Raw genomic sequence first — 15,907 nt, 5'->3', positions numbered from 1 at the left:
GGATCCGGCGGGGCCGGTACCTATCGAGACGGGAGGCAACCATGTCGTCATCCATCACCCTGACCGCGCGGGGCAGTGCGGCCCCGATCGCCGGCTGGGCCAGCCTCGGCCTGCTTGCCGTCGGGGCGCTCTACCTTGGGGCATTCATCAGCCCCACGCAGGCCGCGCTGCTCATCGTAGGCGGTGCGCTGGGCGTGGTGCTCTACCACGCCGCCTTCGGGTTCACCGCCGCCTGGCGGGTGTTCATCAACGAGCGCCGCGGTCGCGGGCTGCGGGCGCAGATGATCATGCTGGCGGTGGCGGTCCTGCTCTTCTTCCCGCTGCTCGATGCCGGGTCGGCGTTCGGCAACGAGCTCAGCGGCTACGTCTTCCCGGTGGGCGTGGCCGTCGTGGTGGGGTCGTTCCTCTTCGGCCTCGGCATGCAGATCGGCGGCGGTTGCGCCTCGGGGACGCTGTTCACCGTCGGCGGTGGCAATGCCCGGATGGTCATCACGCTGCTCGGGTTCATCCTGGGCTCGGTGATCGCCACCCATCACGTGGACTGGTGGTGGGATCTGCCGGCCTTCGAGGCGGTCTCGGTGGTCGAGGGGCTGGGCGTGACCGGCGGCCTGGCCCTGAGCCTGGCGCTGTTCGCCACCATCCACGCCGGCACCGTGTACTTCGAACGCCGCCGCCACGGCGCGCTGGAACAGCCGGCGGCCGCTGAGCATGCCGGCTGGCAACGGTTCCTGCGTGGCCCCTGGCCGCTGGTCTGGGGGGCGGTGGCGCTGGCCGTGCTCAACGCGCTGACGCTGATCCTCTCCGGGCGGCCCTGGGGGATCACCGCCGCCTTCGCCCTGTGGGGTGCCAAGGGCTTCGAGGCGGTGGGCATCGAGGTGGCGCAGTGGGGCTACTGGCAGCTGCCGGGCAACGCCCGGGCGCTGGAGGCCAGCGTGCTGGCTGACGCCACCTCGGTGGTGAACTTCGGCATCATCCTCGGCGCGCTGCTCGCTGCGGTGCTCGCCGGGCGGCTGGCGCCGAGCCTGCGTATCCCGCCGCGGGCCCTGGCGGCATCGATCATCGGCGGGTTGCTGCTCGGCTACGGCGCGCGGCTGGCCTTCGGCTGCAACATCGGCGCCTATTTCGGCGGTATCGCCTCGGGCAGCCTGCACGGCTGGGTGTGGCTGATCTTCGCCTTCCTCGGCAACGTGGTCGGGGTGCGCCTGCGGCCCTGGTTCTTCGGCGAGGAGTCGCGGCAGCCGCGCCAGCCCGCCTCCTGCTGAGCGGAGTCCGCGGGTGTACGCTGGGAAGGGGCCGGCCCGGTGACGACGCGGGGCCGGCCCGCGATCGTCAGGCGCCACGAGGGACGGCCATGAAGCTCAGGCAACTGCAGTTCATCCACGAGGTGGTTCACCGCAACCTGAACATCTCGGCGGCGGCGGACGCCCTGTACACGTCGCAGTCCGGGGTGAGCAAGCAGATCCAGGCCCTCGAGGATGAGCTCGGCGTCCAGATCTTCGTGCGCAGCGGCAAGAGCCTCTCCCACCTGACGCCGGCCGGCGAGCGCATCATCGAGGCCACCGCCCGGCTGCTCGAGGAAGCCCGCAACATCCGCGCCATCGCCGCCGACTACGCCGGCCAGGAGCGTGGCCAGCTGACCATCGCCACCACCCAGACCCAGGCCAAGTACGCCCTGCCGCGGGTCATCCAGCGCTTCCGTGCCCGCTATCCCAATGTCAGCCTGCACATGCACCAGGGCACGCCCATGCAGATCGCCGAGCTCGCCGCCCGGGGCGAGGCGGATTTCGCCATCGCCACCGAGGCCATGGAGCACTTCGAGGATCTGGTCATGATGCCCTGCTACCGCTGGAACCGGAGCGTGGTGGTCCCCGCCGACCACCCGCTGGCCGAGGCGGAGCCGCTGACCCTGGAGGCTCTGGCGGCCCACCCGCTGGTCACCTACGTCTTCGGTTTCACCGGGCGCTCGCAGCTCGATGAGGCCTTTCAGGGCGCCGGGCTGGCGCCGGAGGTGGCCTTCACCGCCACCGACGCCGAGGTGATCAAGACCTACGTGCAGCTGGGGGTCGGGGTGGGGATTATCGCCAGCATGGCCTTCGACCCCGATGCCGACGAGGGGCTGGTGGCCCGCGACGCCAGCCACCTCTTCGCCCCGAGCACCACGAGCATCGGCTTCCGCCGCGGCAGCCACCTGCGCGGCTTCATGTACGCCTTCATCCACCTCTTCGCGCCGCACCTGACCGAAGAGGTGGTCGAGCAGGCGATCCGGGCGCGTACGCCGGAGGCCCGCCGGGCGCTGCTCGAGGCGCTGGATCCCGCGCTGGACGCGGGTTCTCCCTGACGTCGGCTTAGGCCTCGTCGGCGAACCCTGCGCCGACCGTCCGGATCAGCCGCTCGAGATCCTGGATCCGGAACGGCTTGACCAGGTACTCGCTGAAGCCCAGCTCCGCGGCGCGCTCACGCTGGGCGGGCAGGGCGTCGGCGCTGACCGCGACCACCGGCACCGCCGGAGCGATCCCCTGCCCGCGCAGTGACTCCATGACCTGGAAGCCGTCCATGTCCGGCAGGTGCAGGTCGAGCAGGATCAGATCGAAGGCCTGCTCCGCCGCGATGCCCAGCGCCGAGGCGCCGTCCTCCGCCTCGGTGAGTTCGGCGTCGCTGCGGTTGTCGATCAGACCGCGCACGAGCAGGCGATTGAGGAACTGGTCCTCCACGTAGAGGATGCGCACCGGTCGGATAGGGGGATGGTCCGCCATGGGCGACTCCGCCGCACGGGACGGCCTGGCGGCCCCCTCGGTCGGCGGGTCCGCCGCGGGCAGGCGCAGCTGGAAGCGGCTGCCCCGCTCGGGGCTGGAGTCCAGCAGCGCAAGGGTCCCCGCCATGAACGTCGCCAGGCGCTGGGCGATCAGCAGGCCGATGCCCGTCCCCTCGATGGTACCGCGGTCCTGGTCCAGCCGGTCGAAGGGCAGGAAGAGCCGTTCGCGCTTCTCCGGCGGGATGCCGATGCCGCTGTCGCTGACCACCACGGAGACCGCGTCGCCGTCCGCCTCCGGGCGGGCATCGAGGTGCACGGTGCCGCCGGGGCGGTTGTATTTGATGCCGTTGGTGAGCAGATTGAGCAGGATCTGCTTCAGTCGCATGGGGTCGGCCTGCACCCAGAGATCGTCCGGGACCTCGGCGGTCAGGGCGATCCGGTGCTCGCTGGCGTCCCCGCTGCACACCGCCAGGCAGTCCTCCGCCACGCTACACAGCTGCACGGCGGTGGGCGCGACGTGCATCTCCCCGGCCTCGATCCGCGCCAGATCCAGGACATCGTTGATCAGATCCCGCAGGTACCAGCCCGCCCTGAGGATGTCGCCGTAGTAGCGCTGCCGCGACTCGGCGGAGGGCTCCGAGTGCTCGGCGAGCAGCTGCGTAAAGCCGACGATGGCGTTGAGCGGCGTGCGCAGCTCGTGGCTCATCGAGGAGAGGAACTCCGTCTTCGCCTGGCTGGCCTGCTCGGCCTCCGCCTTGGCGGCGAGGAGTTCCGACTGGTAGGCCTCCTGACGGGTGACGTCGCCCTGGATGCCGATGAAGTGGGTCACCGTCCCGGCGGCGTTGCGGACCGGGTCGATACGCAGGTAATTGCGGAACGGGGAGCCGTCCTTGCGGTAGTTGGTCAGGACCACGCTCACCGGTTCCTGGCGGGAGAGGGCCGCGCGCAGGGTGTCCACGTCCGCGGGGTCCGTGTCCGGCCCCTGCAGGAAGCGGCAGTTGTGGCCGATGGCCTCTTCCGGCTCGTAGCCGGTGAGGGTCTTGAACGATCGGTTGCAGTAGGTCACCGGCAGCCCGGGGACCTGGGCATCGGCGACGACCACGCCCTCGGAAGTCGCATCGAGGGCCTGGGCCTGGAGGCGGACCTGGGTCTCGGCGCGCACGACGCTGGTGTAGTTGACCAGCAGCAGGATGCAGCCCTGCAGCCGGCTGGCGCGGCTCCAGTAGGGCAGCAGCCGCAGCAGGTGGTGCTCCCCCTGGCAATCCAGCCACTCCTCCAGCGTGTCGCCCTCGCGCAGGACCCGCTGGACGCGGTCGCCCCAGTCGTAGAGCCCGAGCTGCCCGGAGAGGATGCTCACCGGCTGCTCCAGCCAGTCCTCCTGCAGCTCCAGCAGGGACTGCGCCGCGGCGTTGAAGCGCTTGATCCGTGCGTGGGCGTCGAAGACCACCAGCCCCTCGCTGAGGCTGTCCATCACCGAGGCGAGGTCGTCGTACGCCTCGCTGAGTTCCTCGCTGCGCCGGTTCAGCTCCTCGTTGACGGTGGTCAGCTCTTCGTTGGTGGACTGCAGCTCCTCGTTGCTCGTCTCCAGCTCTTCGTTGGTCGACTGGAGTTCCTCGTTGGAGGACTGCAGCTCCTCATTGGTCGACTGCAGTTCCTCATTGGCCCGTTCCAGCTCCTCGGTGACGACGCTCAGGTGCTCCCGCGTGGCCGTCAGCTCGCCGCGCAGGGTGTCGACGGTCCGCTGCGTCCGCTCGTCGCCCTCGGCGATCTCCGGCGGCGGCTCCTCGTAGGCACCGCGCTCGAAGAGGATCAGGTAGCAGACCGAGCCCTCGTCGGTGGCCGCCGGCAGCGGGGTGATCCGCAGGCGCACCCACTCAAGCTCCGGGCGCAGGCGCAGGGCCGTGCCCATCTGCGGGTGGCCCTCGCGGTGGCAGCGATTGAGCAGGGTGATCAGTTCCGAGCGCAGCTCCTCGCGGATCAGGGCCTGGACGCTCAGGCTGGCGTCGCCGTCGGGCAAGTGCATGTAGTTGCCCGCACCACGGCTGCGCAGCACCGTCCCGGCGGCGGTGACCACGACGTGCTCCGGCGCGAAGAGCTCCTGCAGCCCCTCGGCGATGCGCTGATCCATCTGCGTGCGCCTGGACGCGGCCGGCGTTGGGGGGCTGCTGCGCTCCGGGGCTGGGCCGCCGTTGCCGAACTTCGGCGGGGTGGCACGGACATCGTTGCGCTTGCGGTAGAGCCGCTGCGCCCCGTCGATGGCGGTGTAGAGGTATTCCCGCCCGCTGATCCCCTCGGCCCGCCCCAGGAACAGGTGCCCGCCCGGGCGCAGCCCGTAGTGGAACAGCTCCAGGATCCGTTTCTGCGTATCGGGGCGCAGGTAGATCAGCAGGTTGCGGCAGCTGATCAGATCCAGGCGGGTGAAGGGCGGGTCGTTGAGCAGGTCCTGCCGGGCGAACACCATCATGTCGCGCAGCGGCTTGGCGGCGCGCACCCGATCGCCCTCGCGCACGAAATAGCGCTCGAGCCAGGCGCCGGGCAGGTCGGCCACCGCCCCGGCGGGGTAGATCCCGCTGCGGGCCTCGGTCAGCGCCTCCTCGTCGAGGTCCGTGGCGAAGATCTGAACCGGGCGCGTGATCTCGTGCTGCGCCAGGGCCTCCTGGACCAGGATGGCGATGGAGTAGGCCTCCTCGCCGGTGGCGCAGCCGGGTACCCAGATGCGCAGCTCGGCGTCCTCGGAGCGCTGCCGGGCCAGCTCGCCGATGACGGTTTCCAGAGCCTGGAACGCCTCGCGGTCCCGGAAGAAGGCGGTCACTGAGATGAGCAGCTCGCGGATCAGCCGGTCCACCTCGCCCGGATCCGTCTGGAGCAGCTGCTCGTAGTGCGCGGCGTCCCGTGCCCCGGTGGCCACCAGCCGCCGCTGCAGCCGGCGCTGCACCGTGGCCTCCCGGTAGGCACCGAGGTCCATCTGGCGCTCGCGGTAGACGCGCTGGCCGATGCGCTCCAGGGCGTCGCCGAGCGCCGGCTCCCGGTCGTCGGCCGGCTCGCCGCGGGCCAGGCGCGCCAGGCGCTCGGCCAGCCCGCGGCTGTCCGGCACGCTGTCCGCGCACCCGGTCTGCAGCGCGGCCCGCGGCATGCCGTCGTAGGCGGCGCTGGCCGGCTCCTGGGCAAACACCGCACCGCCGGCGGCCTTGATGGCGCGGGTGCCGGCAGCGCCGTCGGTACCGGTGCCCGACAGGACCACCCCGGCGCACAGCTCGTGGTACGCCTCGGCCATGGAGTGGAAGAGGCGGTCCGCCGAGGGCTTCGGTCGCACCGGGTCCGGGGGCTCGGTGAGCAGAATGCGCCCCCTGGAGATGGTGATGTCCTTATTGGCCGGGGTGACGTAAACGGTGTCCGGGGCCAGCTGATCGCCGTCTTCGGCGGTGTGGACGCTGAGCGCGGTCTCGCGGCTGAGCAGGTCGGTGAGGATGCTTCGGTGGTGGGGGGAGAGGTGCTGGGCGATGACGATGCTCAGACCCAGATCGCCCGGGAGCTCGCGGAGCAGGCCGCGGAGGGGGTCCAGCCCCCCGGCCGAGGCCGCAACGCCCACGATAAAGGGCGCGGGAGGGGACTCGGCGGGCGGCAATCCTTGCGCACGCACGTCGGGCGACCTCTTTGTAAGCAGTTCCGTTCAATTAAGCACACCGGGGTGCAAAACCGCAACCGTCGAAAGGGAAGCAGGGCGCGAGGGCCCGGGGGCGGCGGCTAAAGCTGCGACTCGATGGGCAGCAGGCGCGCGAAACCGGCCACGAAGCGCCGCCACCATCCCGCCTTGGGGTCGCGCCGGTACGTGCTGGTGTCGTCCTCCCAGCGCAGGGCCCCGCGCTCGGAGAGGCACACCCGGTAGGCGAAGCGCGGGTCGGTGGCCTGCTCGAAGATGGTCTCCAGCGCCGTGGCCATTTCGGAGTCGCGGACGAAGACGCCGAGCTCGGTGTTGATGTGCGCCGAGCGCGGATCGAGATTGAACGACCCCAGGAAGATCTCGTCGCCGTCGAAGACCGCCCCCTTGGTGTGCAGGCTCGCCCGCGAGGCGCCCAGGCCGAAGGCGGCGTCGGCCTGGTAGTGCTGCCAGGCGCTGGGGCGCAGCTCGTAGAGCGCCACGCCAGCCTCGAGCAGGGCGTGGCGGCGGCGGGCGTAGCCGCTGTGGGCCAGGGCCACATCGGTGGCGGCCAGCGAGTTGGTGAGCACCGAGACCGTCACGCCGCGCTGCGCCAGGCCGGTGAGCCCCGCCGTGCCCTCGGCGCCGGGTACGAAGTAGGGCGAGGCCAGCGTCACGCGTTCCTCGGCCGCGGCAAAGCGCTCGCCCAGGGCGTTGAGCACCGCCCGGGTGCTCGGCTCGCCGCTGTGGCCCAGGGCCTTGCTCGGGTTGTCCACGGCCAGCTCGGCGTCGCGGGTCCAGGTGTAGGCGTCGGTCTCCAGCAACGTCGCCACGGGGGCGCTGCTCGGCGCGGGCCGATACAGCGGGTGATCGGTGCGCGCGCGGTGCCAGGCGCGCAGCTCCTCCTGGAGCTGCTCGAGCGGTTCAGCGCCGGGGCGGCCGCGTTGGAGCTGGGCGATGGGGATCGCCGCCGGGCTGTTCCAGTAATCCGTAAAGGCGCGCTCGGCCCGGTGGGCCAAGGGGCCGGCCATGGCCAGGTCGATGTCCATGAAGTTGAACGGCTCGCCGGTGTAGAAGTAGGCGTTGGAGATGTTGCGCCCGCCGACGATGGCCAGCCGGCCGTCGGCGATCCACGCCTTGTTGTGCATGCGGTGGTTGAGGTCGCTGGCGCGCAGCAGCAGCTCCACGCCGGCGCGCAGGGCACCGGCCCGAGAGCGGTACGGATTGAACAGGCGGACCTCGGCGTTCGGGTGTTGATCCAGGGCGGCCAGGGCGCGGTCGTCGCCGCGGATGTCCATGTCGTCGAGCAGCAGGGCCACCTGCACGCCGCGTTCGGCGGCATGGAGCAGTTCGGCGAGCAGCAGTCGGCCGGCCTCGTCGTTGCGCCAGATGTAGTACTGCAGGTAAAGCCGCTCCTCGGCCAGGCGCGCGCTGTGTGCCCGCCACTGGTAGGCGTCCAGGCCACTGGTCAGCATCTGGAAGCCGGTGGCTCCCTCGCGGGCCGCTGGCACCTCGCGCAGCCACTCGGCCAGGGGGCCCTCGTTGGCTGGCAGGCGCGGGGCCTGCTGCGGCGTCTCCGGGGCCTGGTAGACCGGGGCGCAGCCGGCCAGGGCGGCCAACAAAACCAGCGCGAGCGCCACGTGCAGCGCCCGTCGCCGGCGGAGCGCATGGATCATGTTGGTCTCCCGGCGCCGAGCACGGCGTAGCGCGAGAAGCGGGCGTTGATCCACAGCGCGGCGACGATGATGCCCCCACCAACGGCCAGCCGCAGCAGGTCGGCATCCGCGTCCCAGAGCAGCAGGTTGACCAGCAAGCCGGCGGGGATGAGGAGGTTGTTCATCACCGCCAGTGTGCCACCGTCCACCACGCGGGCCCCCTGATTCCACAGATAGAGGCCCAGCCCCGAGGCCGCCAGGCCCAGCCAGAGCAGCACGCCCCACTGCAGCCCACTGTCCGGCATCAGGCCCGGGTCACCGAATACGGCGAAGCTCGGGGCGGCGACCAGCAGCGCGCCCAGGAAGAAGAAAAAGAAGACCCGGTAGGCCGGGGCGTCGATGGGGTGGCGCAGCAGCAGGTGCTTGTAGCCCACCTGTCCGGCGGCGAAGGCGGCGTTGGCCACCTGCAGCAGCAGGAAGCCGAGCAGGAACTCATCGGTGATGCCGTCGTAGCGGATCACCCCGGCGCCGATCACCGCCAGACCCGCGGCGAGCAGCGCCACCGGCGCGAAGCGTCGGTGCAGTGCATCGTCGAGCAGGGCGACGTACAGCGGCGTGGTGATGGTAAACAGCAGCACCTCCGGCACCGTCAGATAGGCGAAGGAGCGGTACAGGCACAGATAAGTCACCCCGAACTGCAGGGCGCCGAGGAGCATCAGCCCGCCGGCGAGCGACGGTGACAGGCCCCGAAAGCGCGCCAGGGGCAGGAAGACCAGCGCGGCCAGCGCCACCCGGCTGAGGACGGCGAAGTCGTCATCCACCTGCCCGGAGAGGTACTCGCCGATCAGGCTGAAGGAGAAGGCCCAGAGCAGGGTGACCAGGAGCAGGTACGGCATCGATCGCGGTTGTCGGGTCTGTGTGTGCGGCCGGCGTAGTGTTGGCGACAGCGGCGGGCGTGACAAGGCCTGCGGAGCGCCCGCGCGCCCCGCGCTGCGGCCTACGGCGCGCCAACGGCGCAGCCGCTGCGCCGCCGCAGGGGTGGACGTGGACGGGCAGCGCGGCAGAATAGGGCGTTAACCGCCTGTTAGCCGTCGCAGCGCACGGTGGCGCACACCCTGGAGGCGAATATTGGATAAAGCGACCCTCGGCGGGCTGCTGGTCGGCATCACCATCATCGTCACGGCCATCGCCGCCAGCGGCGATGCGGCACAGTTCCTCTACCTGCCGGCGGTGCTCATCGTCTTCGGCGGCACCTTCTCGGCGACGCTGATCAAGTTCTCGCTCCAACAAGTCATCAACTCGGTGCGGGTAGCCGGCCAGGCCTTTAAACGGCGTCAGGACGACCCCGCCGCGCTCATCGCCCAGACCAAGGAGCTGGCCACCCAGGTCCGCAAGCACGGCTTCCTGGTCCTGGAGGACGCCGAGGTCGACAACCCCTTCTTCCGCAAGGCGCTGGACCTGACGGTGGACGGCGTCGAGCCGGAGCTGGTGCAGCGCATTCTGCGCGAGGAGCTGGAGCTGTCCATGCAGCGCCACGAGGAGGGGCAGCGTATCTTCCGCAGCATGGGCGAGCAGGCCCCGGCCTTCGGCATGATCGGCACCCTGGTCGGGCTGGTGCAGATGCTCGGCAACCTGGAGGACCCGGAGGCCATCGGGCCGGGGATGGCCGTGGCGCTGCTGACCACCCTCTACGGCGCGCTGTTCGCCCAGCTCGTCGCCCTGCCCATCGCCGACAACCTGGAGGTCCGGGCGCAGCGGGAGTACACCAACAACCTGCTGATCATCGACGCCGTGACCTGCATCCACAAGCGCTACAACTCGCGGCTGATCGACGAGGTGCTGTCCAACTACCTGCCGCCGAGCCAGCGCGGGGCCGTGGCCGCCCCCGCCGGGCAGACGGCCGCGGAGGGTTCCGGGAACCAGGGATGAGATACCGCAGCAAGGCCACCGCGCGCGGCTCGCCCGCCTGGATGACCACCTTCGCCGACCTCATGGCGGTGCTGGTGGTCTTCTTCGTCATGCTCTACAGCATGTCGGTGATCGACAACGAACGCTACCAGCAGCTCGCCGAGTCCCTGCGCCAGGTCCTCGGGCCCGCGGTGGTGCAGGAGGACACGCCGCAGGCCGCGCCGACGGTGGTCGACCTGGAGGGGCCGGCACCGAGCCCGGAGCAGGAGGTCCGGGATGACCTGCCGCTTTCGGATCCGGAGTACGACGAGACGGCGGAGATCCTCGAGGCGCTGCAGGACGCCCTGGCCGAGGAACTCGCCGCCGGCGAGGTGGAGCTGGGTGAGGGCGAGGACGGCGTGCTCCTGCGCTTCCCCGAGCGGGCGGCCTTCGCCCTGGGCAGCAAGGAGATCAGCGACACCTTCGTGCCGGTGCTCGAGCGGGTGGCGGGCGTATTGGCGGAGACGCCGGGCATGATCCGGGTGGCCGGGCACACCGACGATATCCCCATCCGCAGTGACCGCTTCCGCTCCAACTTTGAGCTCTCCACCGCCCGGGCGATCTCGGTGGTCCATGTGTTCAAGGACGCCGGGATCACGCCGGAGCGGCTGATCGCCCAGGGCCACGGCGAGACGCGGCCGCTGGAGCCCAACGAGACCCCCGAGCAGCGCGCCCGCAACCGTCGTGTGGATGTGCATCTGATCGAGCAGTCCGAGTGATCGGCTCGGAGCGGCCCGGAAGGGTAACCGAGCCGGCTGGCGGTGCCTTCGCCCCTGATGCTGACGTGGTATCTTGGAATGATCAAAATCAAAGGGGGCGGCATGGCCAGGTGCGATGGCGGGGGTGTGAATGGCGGGATCGGTGGGTACGCGATCGCGCCGGAGGAGCTGCTCGAGATGCTTGAGGCCGCGCCCGAGCTGATCGGCGTGGCGGACTTGTGCGGTGGCGGTGAGCTTTACCGTAACCCGGCCATGCGGCGGATCATGGGCGAGCCGCGCCTCGAGGTCCCGCTGGAGCAGCGCATCGCCGATTCTCACCCGGAGTGGGCGACCCGGCGCGTCCTCGATGAGGGGATTCCAGCGGCGCTGCGTGATGGGGTCTGGCAAGGCGAGACCGCGGTGCTTTGCGTGGACGACGGCCGCTCAATCCCGGTGCTGCAGACACTGATCGTCCATCGGGGTGAAGACGGTCAGGCGCGGCGCTGCTCGACGATCATCCGCGAGCTGACGGAGCAGAAGAGGGTCGAGCACGCGCTGCGCAAGAGCGAGGAGCGCTACCGCCGCTTCCTTGAGGACTTTCTCGGGATCGCCTATCAGATCGATCCGGAGGACTACCGGATCCTCCTGCTCAGCGGCGCAGTGGAGCCGATCACCGGCTACGACCGGGCCTACCTCACCGACGATGCCTGGCGCTGGGCGGATCTGATCCACCCGGATGACCGTGAGCGCGTCGACGCCGAGGACGCCGCCATCCAGAGCCGGGGCGAGCGGGTGGGGGATCTGCGCTACCGGATCCGCCACCGGGATGGTTCCACCCGTTGGGTGCGGGATATCTGGCAGATGGTGGAGTTGCCGGCCAACGGTCGCCAGGTGCTTCAGGGTGCCCTTTACGACATCACCGAGCATATGGAGCTTGAGCAGGCGCGCAGGCAGGCGGATCGCGACCGCAGCACCTTCCTCGCTGCCGTCAGTCACGACCTGCGCACGCCGCTCAACGCCGTGGTCGGCTTCACCGGGCTGCTCCAGGATACCCGGCTCGACGACGAGCAGCGGCGCTACGTGGAGCTCTGCCGCACCGCCAGCGAGACACTGCTCGGTCTGGTGGACACGCTGCTCAGCCTGTCGCGGCTCGAGGCCGGCGAACTCCGGCTCGAGCGCGAGCCGTTCGAGCTGCGCGCCTACCTGGCCGACGAGAGCAAGCTGCTGGAGGCCCTGGCCGCCGAGCAGGGGCTGGCGCTGACGCTGACCGTCGATCCGGCGGTCCCGGAGTGGGTCGAGGGGGACGCCGTACGCTTCGGTCAGGTGCTCTACAACTTGGCGAATAACGCCATCAAGTTCACCGAGCAGGGCAGTGTGACCATCACCGTGGCCCCGGCGGACGGCGATGACCGGCTGCTGGTGGCGGTTACCGACACCGGGCCGGGGATCTCCGAGACGGATCAGCAGCGCATCTTCCGCGCCTTCACCCAGGGCGACGATGTCTTCCGCCGGCAGGAGGGCAGCGGGCTGGGACTGACCATCTGCAAGGAGCTGGTTCGCCTGATGGGCGGTGAGCTCGGGGTGCAGAGCACCCCGGGGGCCGGGGCGATCTTCCACTTCACCGCCCGTCTGCCGGCAACGGAGCCCCCGGCGGATGGTGACGCTGCGCCGGCCGCAGCCCCGACGGCCAAGGGAGCCGCGACGGACGCGCCGCTGCAGGTGCTGGTGGCCGAGGACGAGCCAACCAACGCCCTGTTGATCCGAACCCTGCTGGAGCAGCAGACGTGCCGGGTCACGGTGGTCGAAGACGGCGAGGCGGTGGTTGCGCAGTGGGAGCGGGAGCGCCCCGATCTGCTCCTGCTGGACGTCCAGATGCCCGGCATGGATGGGTGCCAGGCCCTCGGGATCCTGCGCGAGCGTGAGGCGCAGCGCGGCTGGTCCCGCACGCCGGTGGTGATGTGCACCGCCCACGCCGTGGAGCAGGTCTGGTAGGACTGCGCCCGCCAGGGCAGTGATGCCACCCTGACGAAGCCCCTCGACCGCGACGAACTCGTGCGTGTGCTCGAGTGGGTCCGCCGGGGCGGCACCGGCCGCGGCTGACGGTGGTGCAGGGCCCGGGGCGCCCGAGAACCCCGTGTGGCGCCGCTCTCGGTGGCCAAAGGCCCGGTTTCCCTGGGGCTGGTGCCTTGAAATTGTGCAATCGAAGCGGTACCGTTCAGCGCCTTTCCCCCGGGGCTGCCCCAGTTTTGTGCGTCCGAGCCCGTGCAGGCGGGGTGGTCGTGGCCCTTCGCACGACGAAACGGAGCCTGATTCCCCATGTCCCAACCCGAAACGGCGGGTAACCGCCAGGCTGTGCCCGAACGCGAGATTCGCGGCAACGAGCGCACCGTGATGGTGCTCTCGGGTGGCTTCGTCCTGGCCTTCATCGCCATGGCGGCGCTGGATCTGGACTGGCTGAGCGCCGCGGTGGACACCACCTTCGGTTACGCCACGCAGTACTTCGGCGCGTACTGGCAGCTGCTGATGCTCGCCACCTTCCTGATCGCCCTGGTCATGGCCTTCAGCCCGCTGGGCCGGCTGCGGGTCGGCAACGACCAGCCGGATTACAGCAACTTCTCCTGGCTGGCCATGATCATGGCCACGCTGCTCGCCGGCGGCGGCGTGTTCTGGGCGGCCGCCGAGCCCATCGCCCACTTCATGGATCCGGCGCCGCTGTTCGCCGCCGAGCTGGGCATCGAGGGCGGCGAGGAGGGGGCGGCCGTCCCCGCGCTGGCGCAGAGCTTCATGCACTGGGGCTTCCTGGCCTGGTCGATCCTCGGCGCGCTGACCGGCGGCATGCTCATGCAGCTCCACTACCACCGGGGCTGGCCGCTGAAGCCGCGCACGCTGCTCTACCCGCTCTTTGGCGAGCGCATCATGCACGGCACGCCGGGGGCGATCGTCGACACCTTCTGCGTGATCGCCGTGGTGGCCGGTACGGTGGGGCCGCTCGGCTTCCTCGGCCTGCAGGTGGCCTACGGGCTGAGCGATCTCTTCGGCCTGCCGGATAGCGTGTGGCTGCCCGCGGCGGTGCTGCTGGCGGTGATCCCCATCTACCTGTTCTCGGCGATCACCGGGCTGAACCGCGGCATCCGCATGCTCAGCCGCTTCAACGTGATGCTGGCGCTGTTCCTGGCCGCCTTCATCCTGCTCTTCGGCCCCACGGCGTTCATCATCGACGGCTTCGTCCAGGGCATGGGCGCCTACGTGGACAACCTGGTGCCCATGGCCACCTTCCGCGAGGATCCGGCCTGGCTGGACTGGTGGACCGTCTTCTTCTGGGGCTGGTTCATGGGCTACGGGCCGCTGATGGCGATCTTCGTCGCCCGGATCTCGCGTGGGCGCACCATCCGCCAGATCGTGCTGGCCATGTCGGTGCTCGCCCCGGTGGCCACCTGCTTCTGGTTCGCCATCGTTGGCGGCTCCGGGATCGCCTTCGAGCTGGCCACGCCCGGCGCCGTCTCCGAGCCGTACCACGAGGCCGGGCTGCCCGCGGCGATGATGGCCATCGCCCAGCAGCTGCCCTTCGGTGCGATCATCGCCGTCCTCTTCCTGGTGCTGACCACCATCTTCGTGGCCACCACCTCGGACTCGATGACCTACACCATCTCGCTGACCATGAGCGAGGGCGACGAGCCGGCCACCTGGCTGCGGGTCTTCTGGGGCCTGGTGCTCGGCGTGATGGCGATGATCCTCATGCTCATGGGCGAGGGCAGCATCACCGCCCTGCAGTCGTTCATCGTGGTCACCGCCGTGCCAGTGTCGCTGATCCTGCTGCCGTCGCTGTGGTACGCGCCGCGGATGGCGATGCACCTGGCTGACGGTGAGGAGCCGGCCATCGACGGTGAACCGGCCCGCGCGGAGAAGCCGGCCGGGCGCTGAACGGCGCCCGACTCCGGCACGGAGTCCACCCACCCACCGGAACGGAGGGAGGTATCGCGGCCTTGGCAGGCGGATCCGAATACCTGCGGTTCATTCTGGAGAACCGCCGCTTCCTCGGATTCGGCCTGCTGGCCGCGGCCCTCTCCGGCTTCGGGCAGACCTTCTTCGTCTCGCTGTTCAGCGAGCCGATCCGCACCACCTTCGACCTGGGCCACGGCGGCTTCGGCCTCTACTACGGCATCGCCACCCTGGGCAGTGCCGCGGCGGTGGTCTGGCTGGGTCGGGCGCTGGATCGTATCGACCTGCGCGTCTTTGCCGCCGCCACCGTCATCGGCCTGGCCGCCGGGGCGTTGCTGCTTGGTGTGGCGGAGCACGCGGCCGTTCTCCTGCTGGCACTCCTGCTGCTGCGACTCAGCGGCCAGGGGCTGATGACCCACATGGCCTTCAGCAGCATGGCGCGCTACTTCGACGCCCGGCGCGGCCGCGCCCTGGGCGTGGCCGCCCTGGGCCTGCCGGCGGCCGAGGCAGTGCTGCCGGCCAGTGCCGTGGTGCTGATGGCCTTCTTGGCGTGGCAGCAGGTGTGGCTGCTGGTGGCCGCATTACTGCTGTTCACCGGGCTGCCGGCGCTGCTGGTTCTACTGCGCGGGCACGGCACCCGGCGCCGACGCATCGAGCGCCTGGCCGATGAGCAGCCGGCCGGCGCCGGCTGGCGGCGCCGCGACGTGCTCCGCGACCGGCGGATGTGGTTCTACCTGCCCGGGGTGCTGGCCGCCCCCACGGCGGTGACGTTCCTCTTCTTCCATCAGGTCCACATCGCCGACACCCGCGGGTGGCCGCTGGAGCTGATGGCCGCCTCGTTCCTCGGTTTCGCCGCCGCCCACGTGGTGGGACTGCTCTTCGGCGGGCCGTGGGTGGATCGAATCACCGCCCGCCGCGCCCTGCCGCTGGCCCTGCTGCCGCTGCTCACCGGCCTGACGCTGGCTGCACTGTTCACCGGGGCCTGGGTGGTGCCGGTCTATATGCTCTTGGCCGGCCTCTCCGCCGGCGTCGGTGCCCCGGCCATCAACGCCCTTTGGGCGGAGCTCTACGGCATCCACAATCTCGGCGGCATCCGCGCCCTGGCCCACGCCGCCATGTCCTTCGCCACCGCGCTCTCGCCGCCGGCAACGGGGCTGCTGCTCGACTGGGGGGTGCCGGTGGGTGTGGTCATCGGCGGGCTGGCGGCGCTGACGGCGGGGGCGGGGGTGTTGGCGGTCGCGGGGCGGAGGCGGGGTGCGACCATTTGAGCTGTCCAAAT

At 70.5% G+C, this 15,907-nt stretch carries 10 protein-coding genes; 7 read left to right on the top strand and 3 right to left on the bottom strand.

Annotated features, from left to right (window positions below; translation table 11 throughout):
- Positions 1 to 41 precede the first annotated feature (41 nt).
- Entirely contained in the window at positions 42 to 1,262 is a 1,221-nt protein-coding gene (locus tag LRF89_RS08115) for a YeeE/YedE family protein (RefSeq protein ID WP_238636884.1), read from the top strand.
- An 89-nt stretch (positions 1,263 to 1,351) separates the two neighbouring features.
- Complete coding sequence (gene cysB, locus LRF89_RS08110) at positions 1,352 to 2,338, top strand: HTH-type transcriptional regulator CysB (protein WP_201169288.1); 987 nt, start codon at positions 1,352 to 1,354, stop codon at positions 2,336 to 2,338.
- A 7-nt stretch (positions 2,339 to 2,345) separates the two neighbouring features.
- Here cysB and LRF89_RS08105 read toward each other — a convergent pair whose 3' ends face one another.
- From LRF89_RS08105 to LRF89_RS08095, 3 genes are all read right to left on the bottom strand, one after another.
- A complete protein-coding gene (locus LRF89_RS08105; protein ID WP_238636883.1) occupies positions 2,346 to 6,392 on the bottom strand; it encodes a chemotaxis protein CheB in 4,047 nt (1,348 codons plus the stop codon).
- Positions 6,393 to 6,496: 104 nt separating this feature from the next.
- Positions 6,497 to 8,065: a phospholipase D family protein gene (locus LRF89_RS08100; RefSeq protein ID WP_238636882.1), complete on the bottom strand. Its 1,569-nt coding sequence runs from the start codon at positions 8,063 to 8,065 to the stop codon at positions 6,497 to 6,499.
- Positions 8,062 to 8,940, bottom strand: coding sequence for an EamA family transporter (locus LRF89_RS08095; RefSeq protein ID WP_238636881.1), 879 nt, complete (start codon positions 8,938 to 8,940; stop codon positions 8,062 to 8,064). The genes LRF89_RS08100 and LRF89_RS08095 overlap by 4 nt, the downstream gene beginning before the upstream one ends.
- A 232-nt stretch (positions 8,941 to 9,172) precedes the next feature.
- Here LRF89_RS08095 and LRF89_RS08090 point away from each other — a divergent pair, with 232 nt between their 5' ends.
- The 5 genes from LRF89_RS08090 to LRF89_RS08070 all read left to right on the top strand — a co-directional run bounded on the left by LRF89_RS08090 (position 9,173) and on the right by LRF89_RS08070 (position 15,896).
- Positions 9,173 to 9,973, top strand: coding sequence for a MotA/TolQ/ExbB proton channel family protein (locus LRF89_RS08090; RefSeq protein ID WP_201169273.1), 801 nt, complete (start codon positions 9,173 to 9,175; stop codon positions 9,971 to 9,973).
- Positions 9,970 to 10,710: a flagellar motor protein MotB gene (locus LRF89_RS08085; RefSeq protein WP_238636880.1), complete on the top strand. Its 741-nt coding sequence runs from the start codon at positions 9,970 to 9,972 to the stop codon at positions 10,708 to 10,710. The genes LRF89_RS08090 and LRF89_RS08085 overlap by 4 nt, the downstream gene beginning before the upstream one ends.
- A gap of 102 nt (positions 10,711 to 10,812) precedes the next feature.
- Positions 10,813 to 12,681 (top strand): PAS domain-containing hybrid sensor histidine kinase/response regulator, encoded by a 1,869-nt coding sequence (locus LRF89_RS08080; RefSeq protein ID WP_238636879.1) that lies wholly within the window; start codon positions 10,813 to 10,815, stop codon positions 12,679 to 12,681.
- A gap of 324 nt (positions 12,682 to 13,005) precedes the next feature.
- The gene (locus tag LRF89_RS08075) at positions 13,006 to 14,610 is read left to right on the top strand and encodes a BCCT family transporter (protein ID WP_201169267.1); all 1,605 of its coding nucleotides are present in this window, start codon (positions 13,006 to 13,008) and stop codon (positions 14,608 to 14,610) included.
- Positions 14,611 to 14,672: 62 nt separating this feature from the next.
- Positions 14,673 to 15,896 carry an MFS transporter gene (locus LRF89_RS08070; RefSeq protein WP_238636878.1) on the top strand — a complete coding sequence of 408 codons (1,224 nt, stop codon included), beginning with the start codon at positions 14,673 to 14,675 and terminating at the stop codon, positions 15,894 to 15,896.
- Positions 15,897 to 15,907: the final 11 nt, after the last annotated feature.

The organism is Halorhodospira sp. 9621 (assembly GCF_022228055.1).
Classification (GTDB): domain Bacteria; phylum Pseudomonadota; class Gammaproteobacteria; order Nitrococcales; family Halorhodospiraceae; genus Halorhodospira; species Halorhodospira halophila_A.
The sequence above is the reverse complement of the archived record's forward strand: the minus strand, read 5'-3'. Positions and strand labels throughout refer to the sequence as shown.

Coding starts and splice junctions, on each gene's coding strand:
- LRF89_RS08115 (WP_238636884.1), top strand. CDS start 42: ATGTCGTCATCCATCACCCTGACCGCGCGGGGCAGTGCGGCCCCGATC.
- LRF89_RS08080 (WP_238636879.1), top strand. CDS start 10,813: ATGGCCAGGTGCGATGGCGGGGGTGTGAATGGCGGGATCGGTGGGTAC.
- LRF89_RS08085 (WP_238636880.1), top strand. CDS start 9,970: ATGAGATACCGCAGCAAGGCCACCGCGCGCGGCTCGCCCGCCTGGATG.
- cysB (WP_201169288.1), top strand. CDS start 1,352: ATGAAGCTCAGGCAACTGCAGTTCATCCACGAGGTGGTTCACCGCAAC.
- LRF89_RS08100 (WP_238636882.1), bottom strand. CDS start 8,065: ATGATCCATGCGCTCCGCCGGCGACGGGCGCTGCACGTGGCGCTCGCG.
- LRF89_RS08095 (WP_238636881.1), bottom strand. CDS start 8,940: ATGCCGTACCTGCTCCTGGTCACCCTGCTCTGGGCCTTCTCCTTCAGC.
- LRF89_RS08075 (WP_201169267.1), top strand. CDS start 13,006: ATGTCCCAACCCGAAACGGCGGGTAACCGCCAGGCTGTGCCCGAACGC.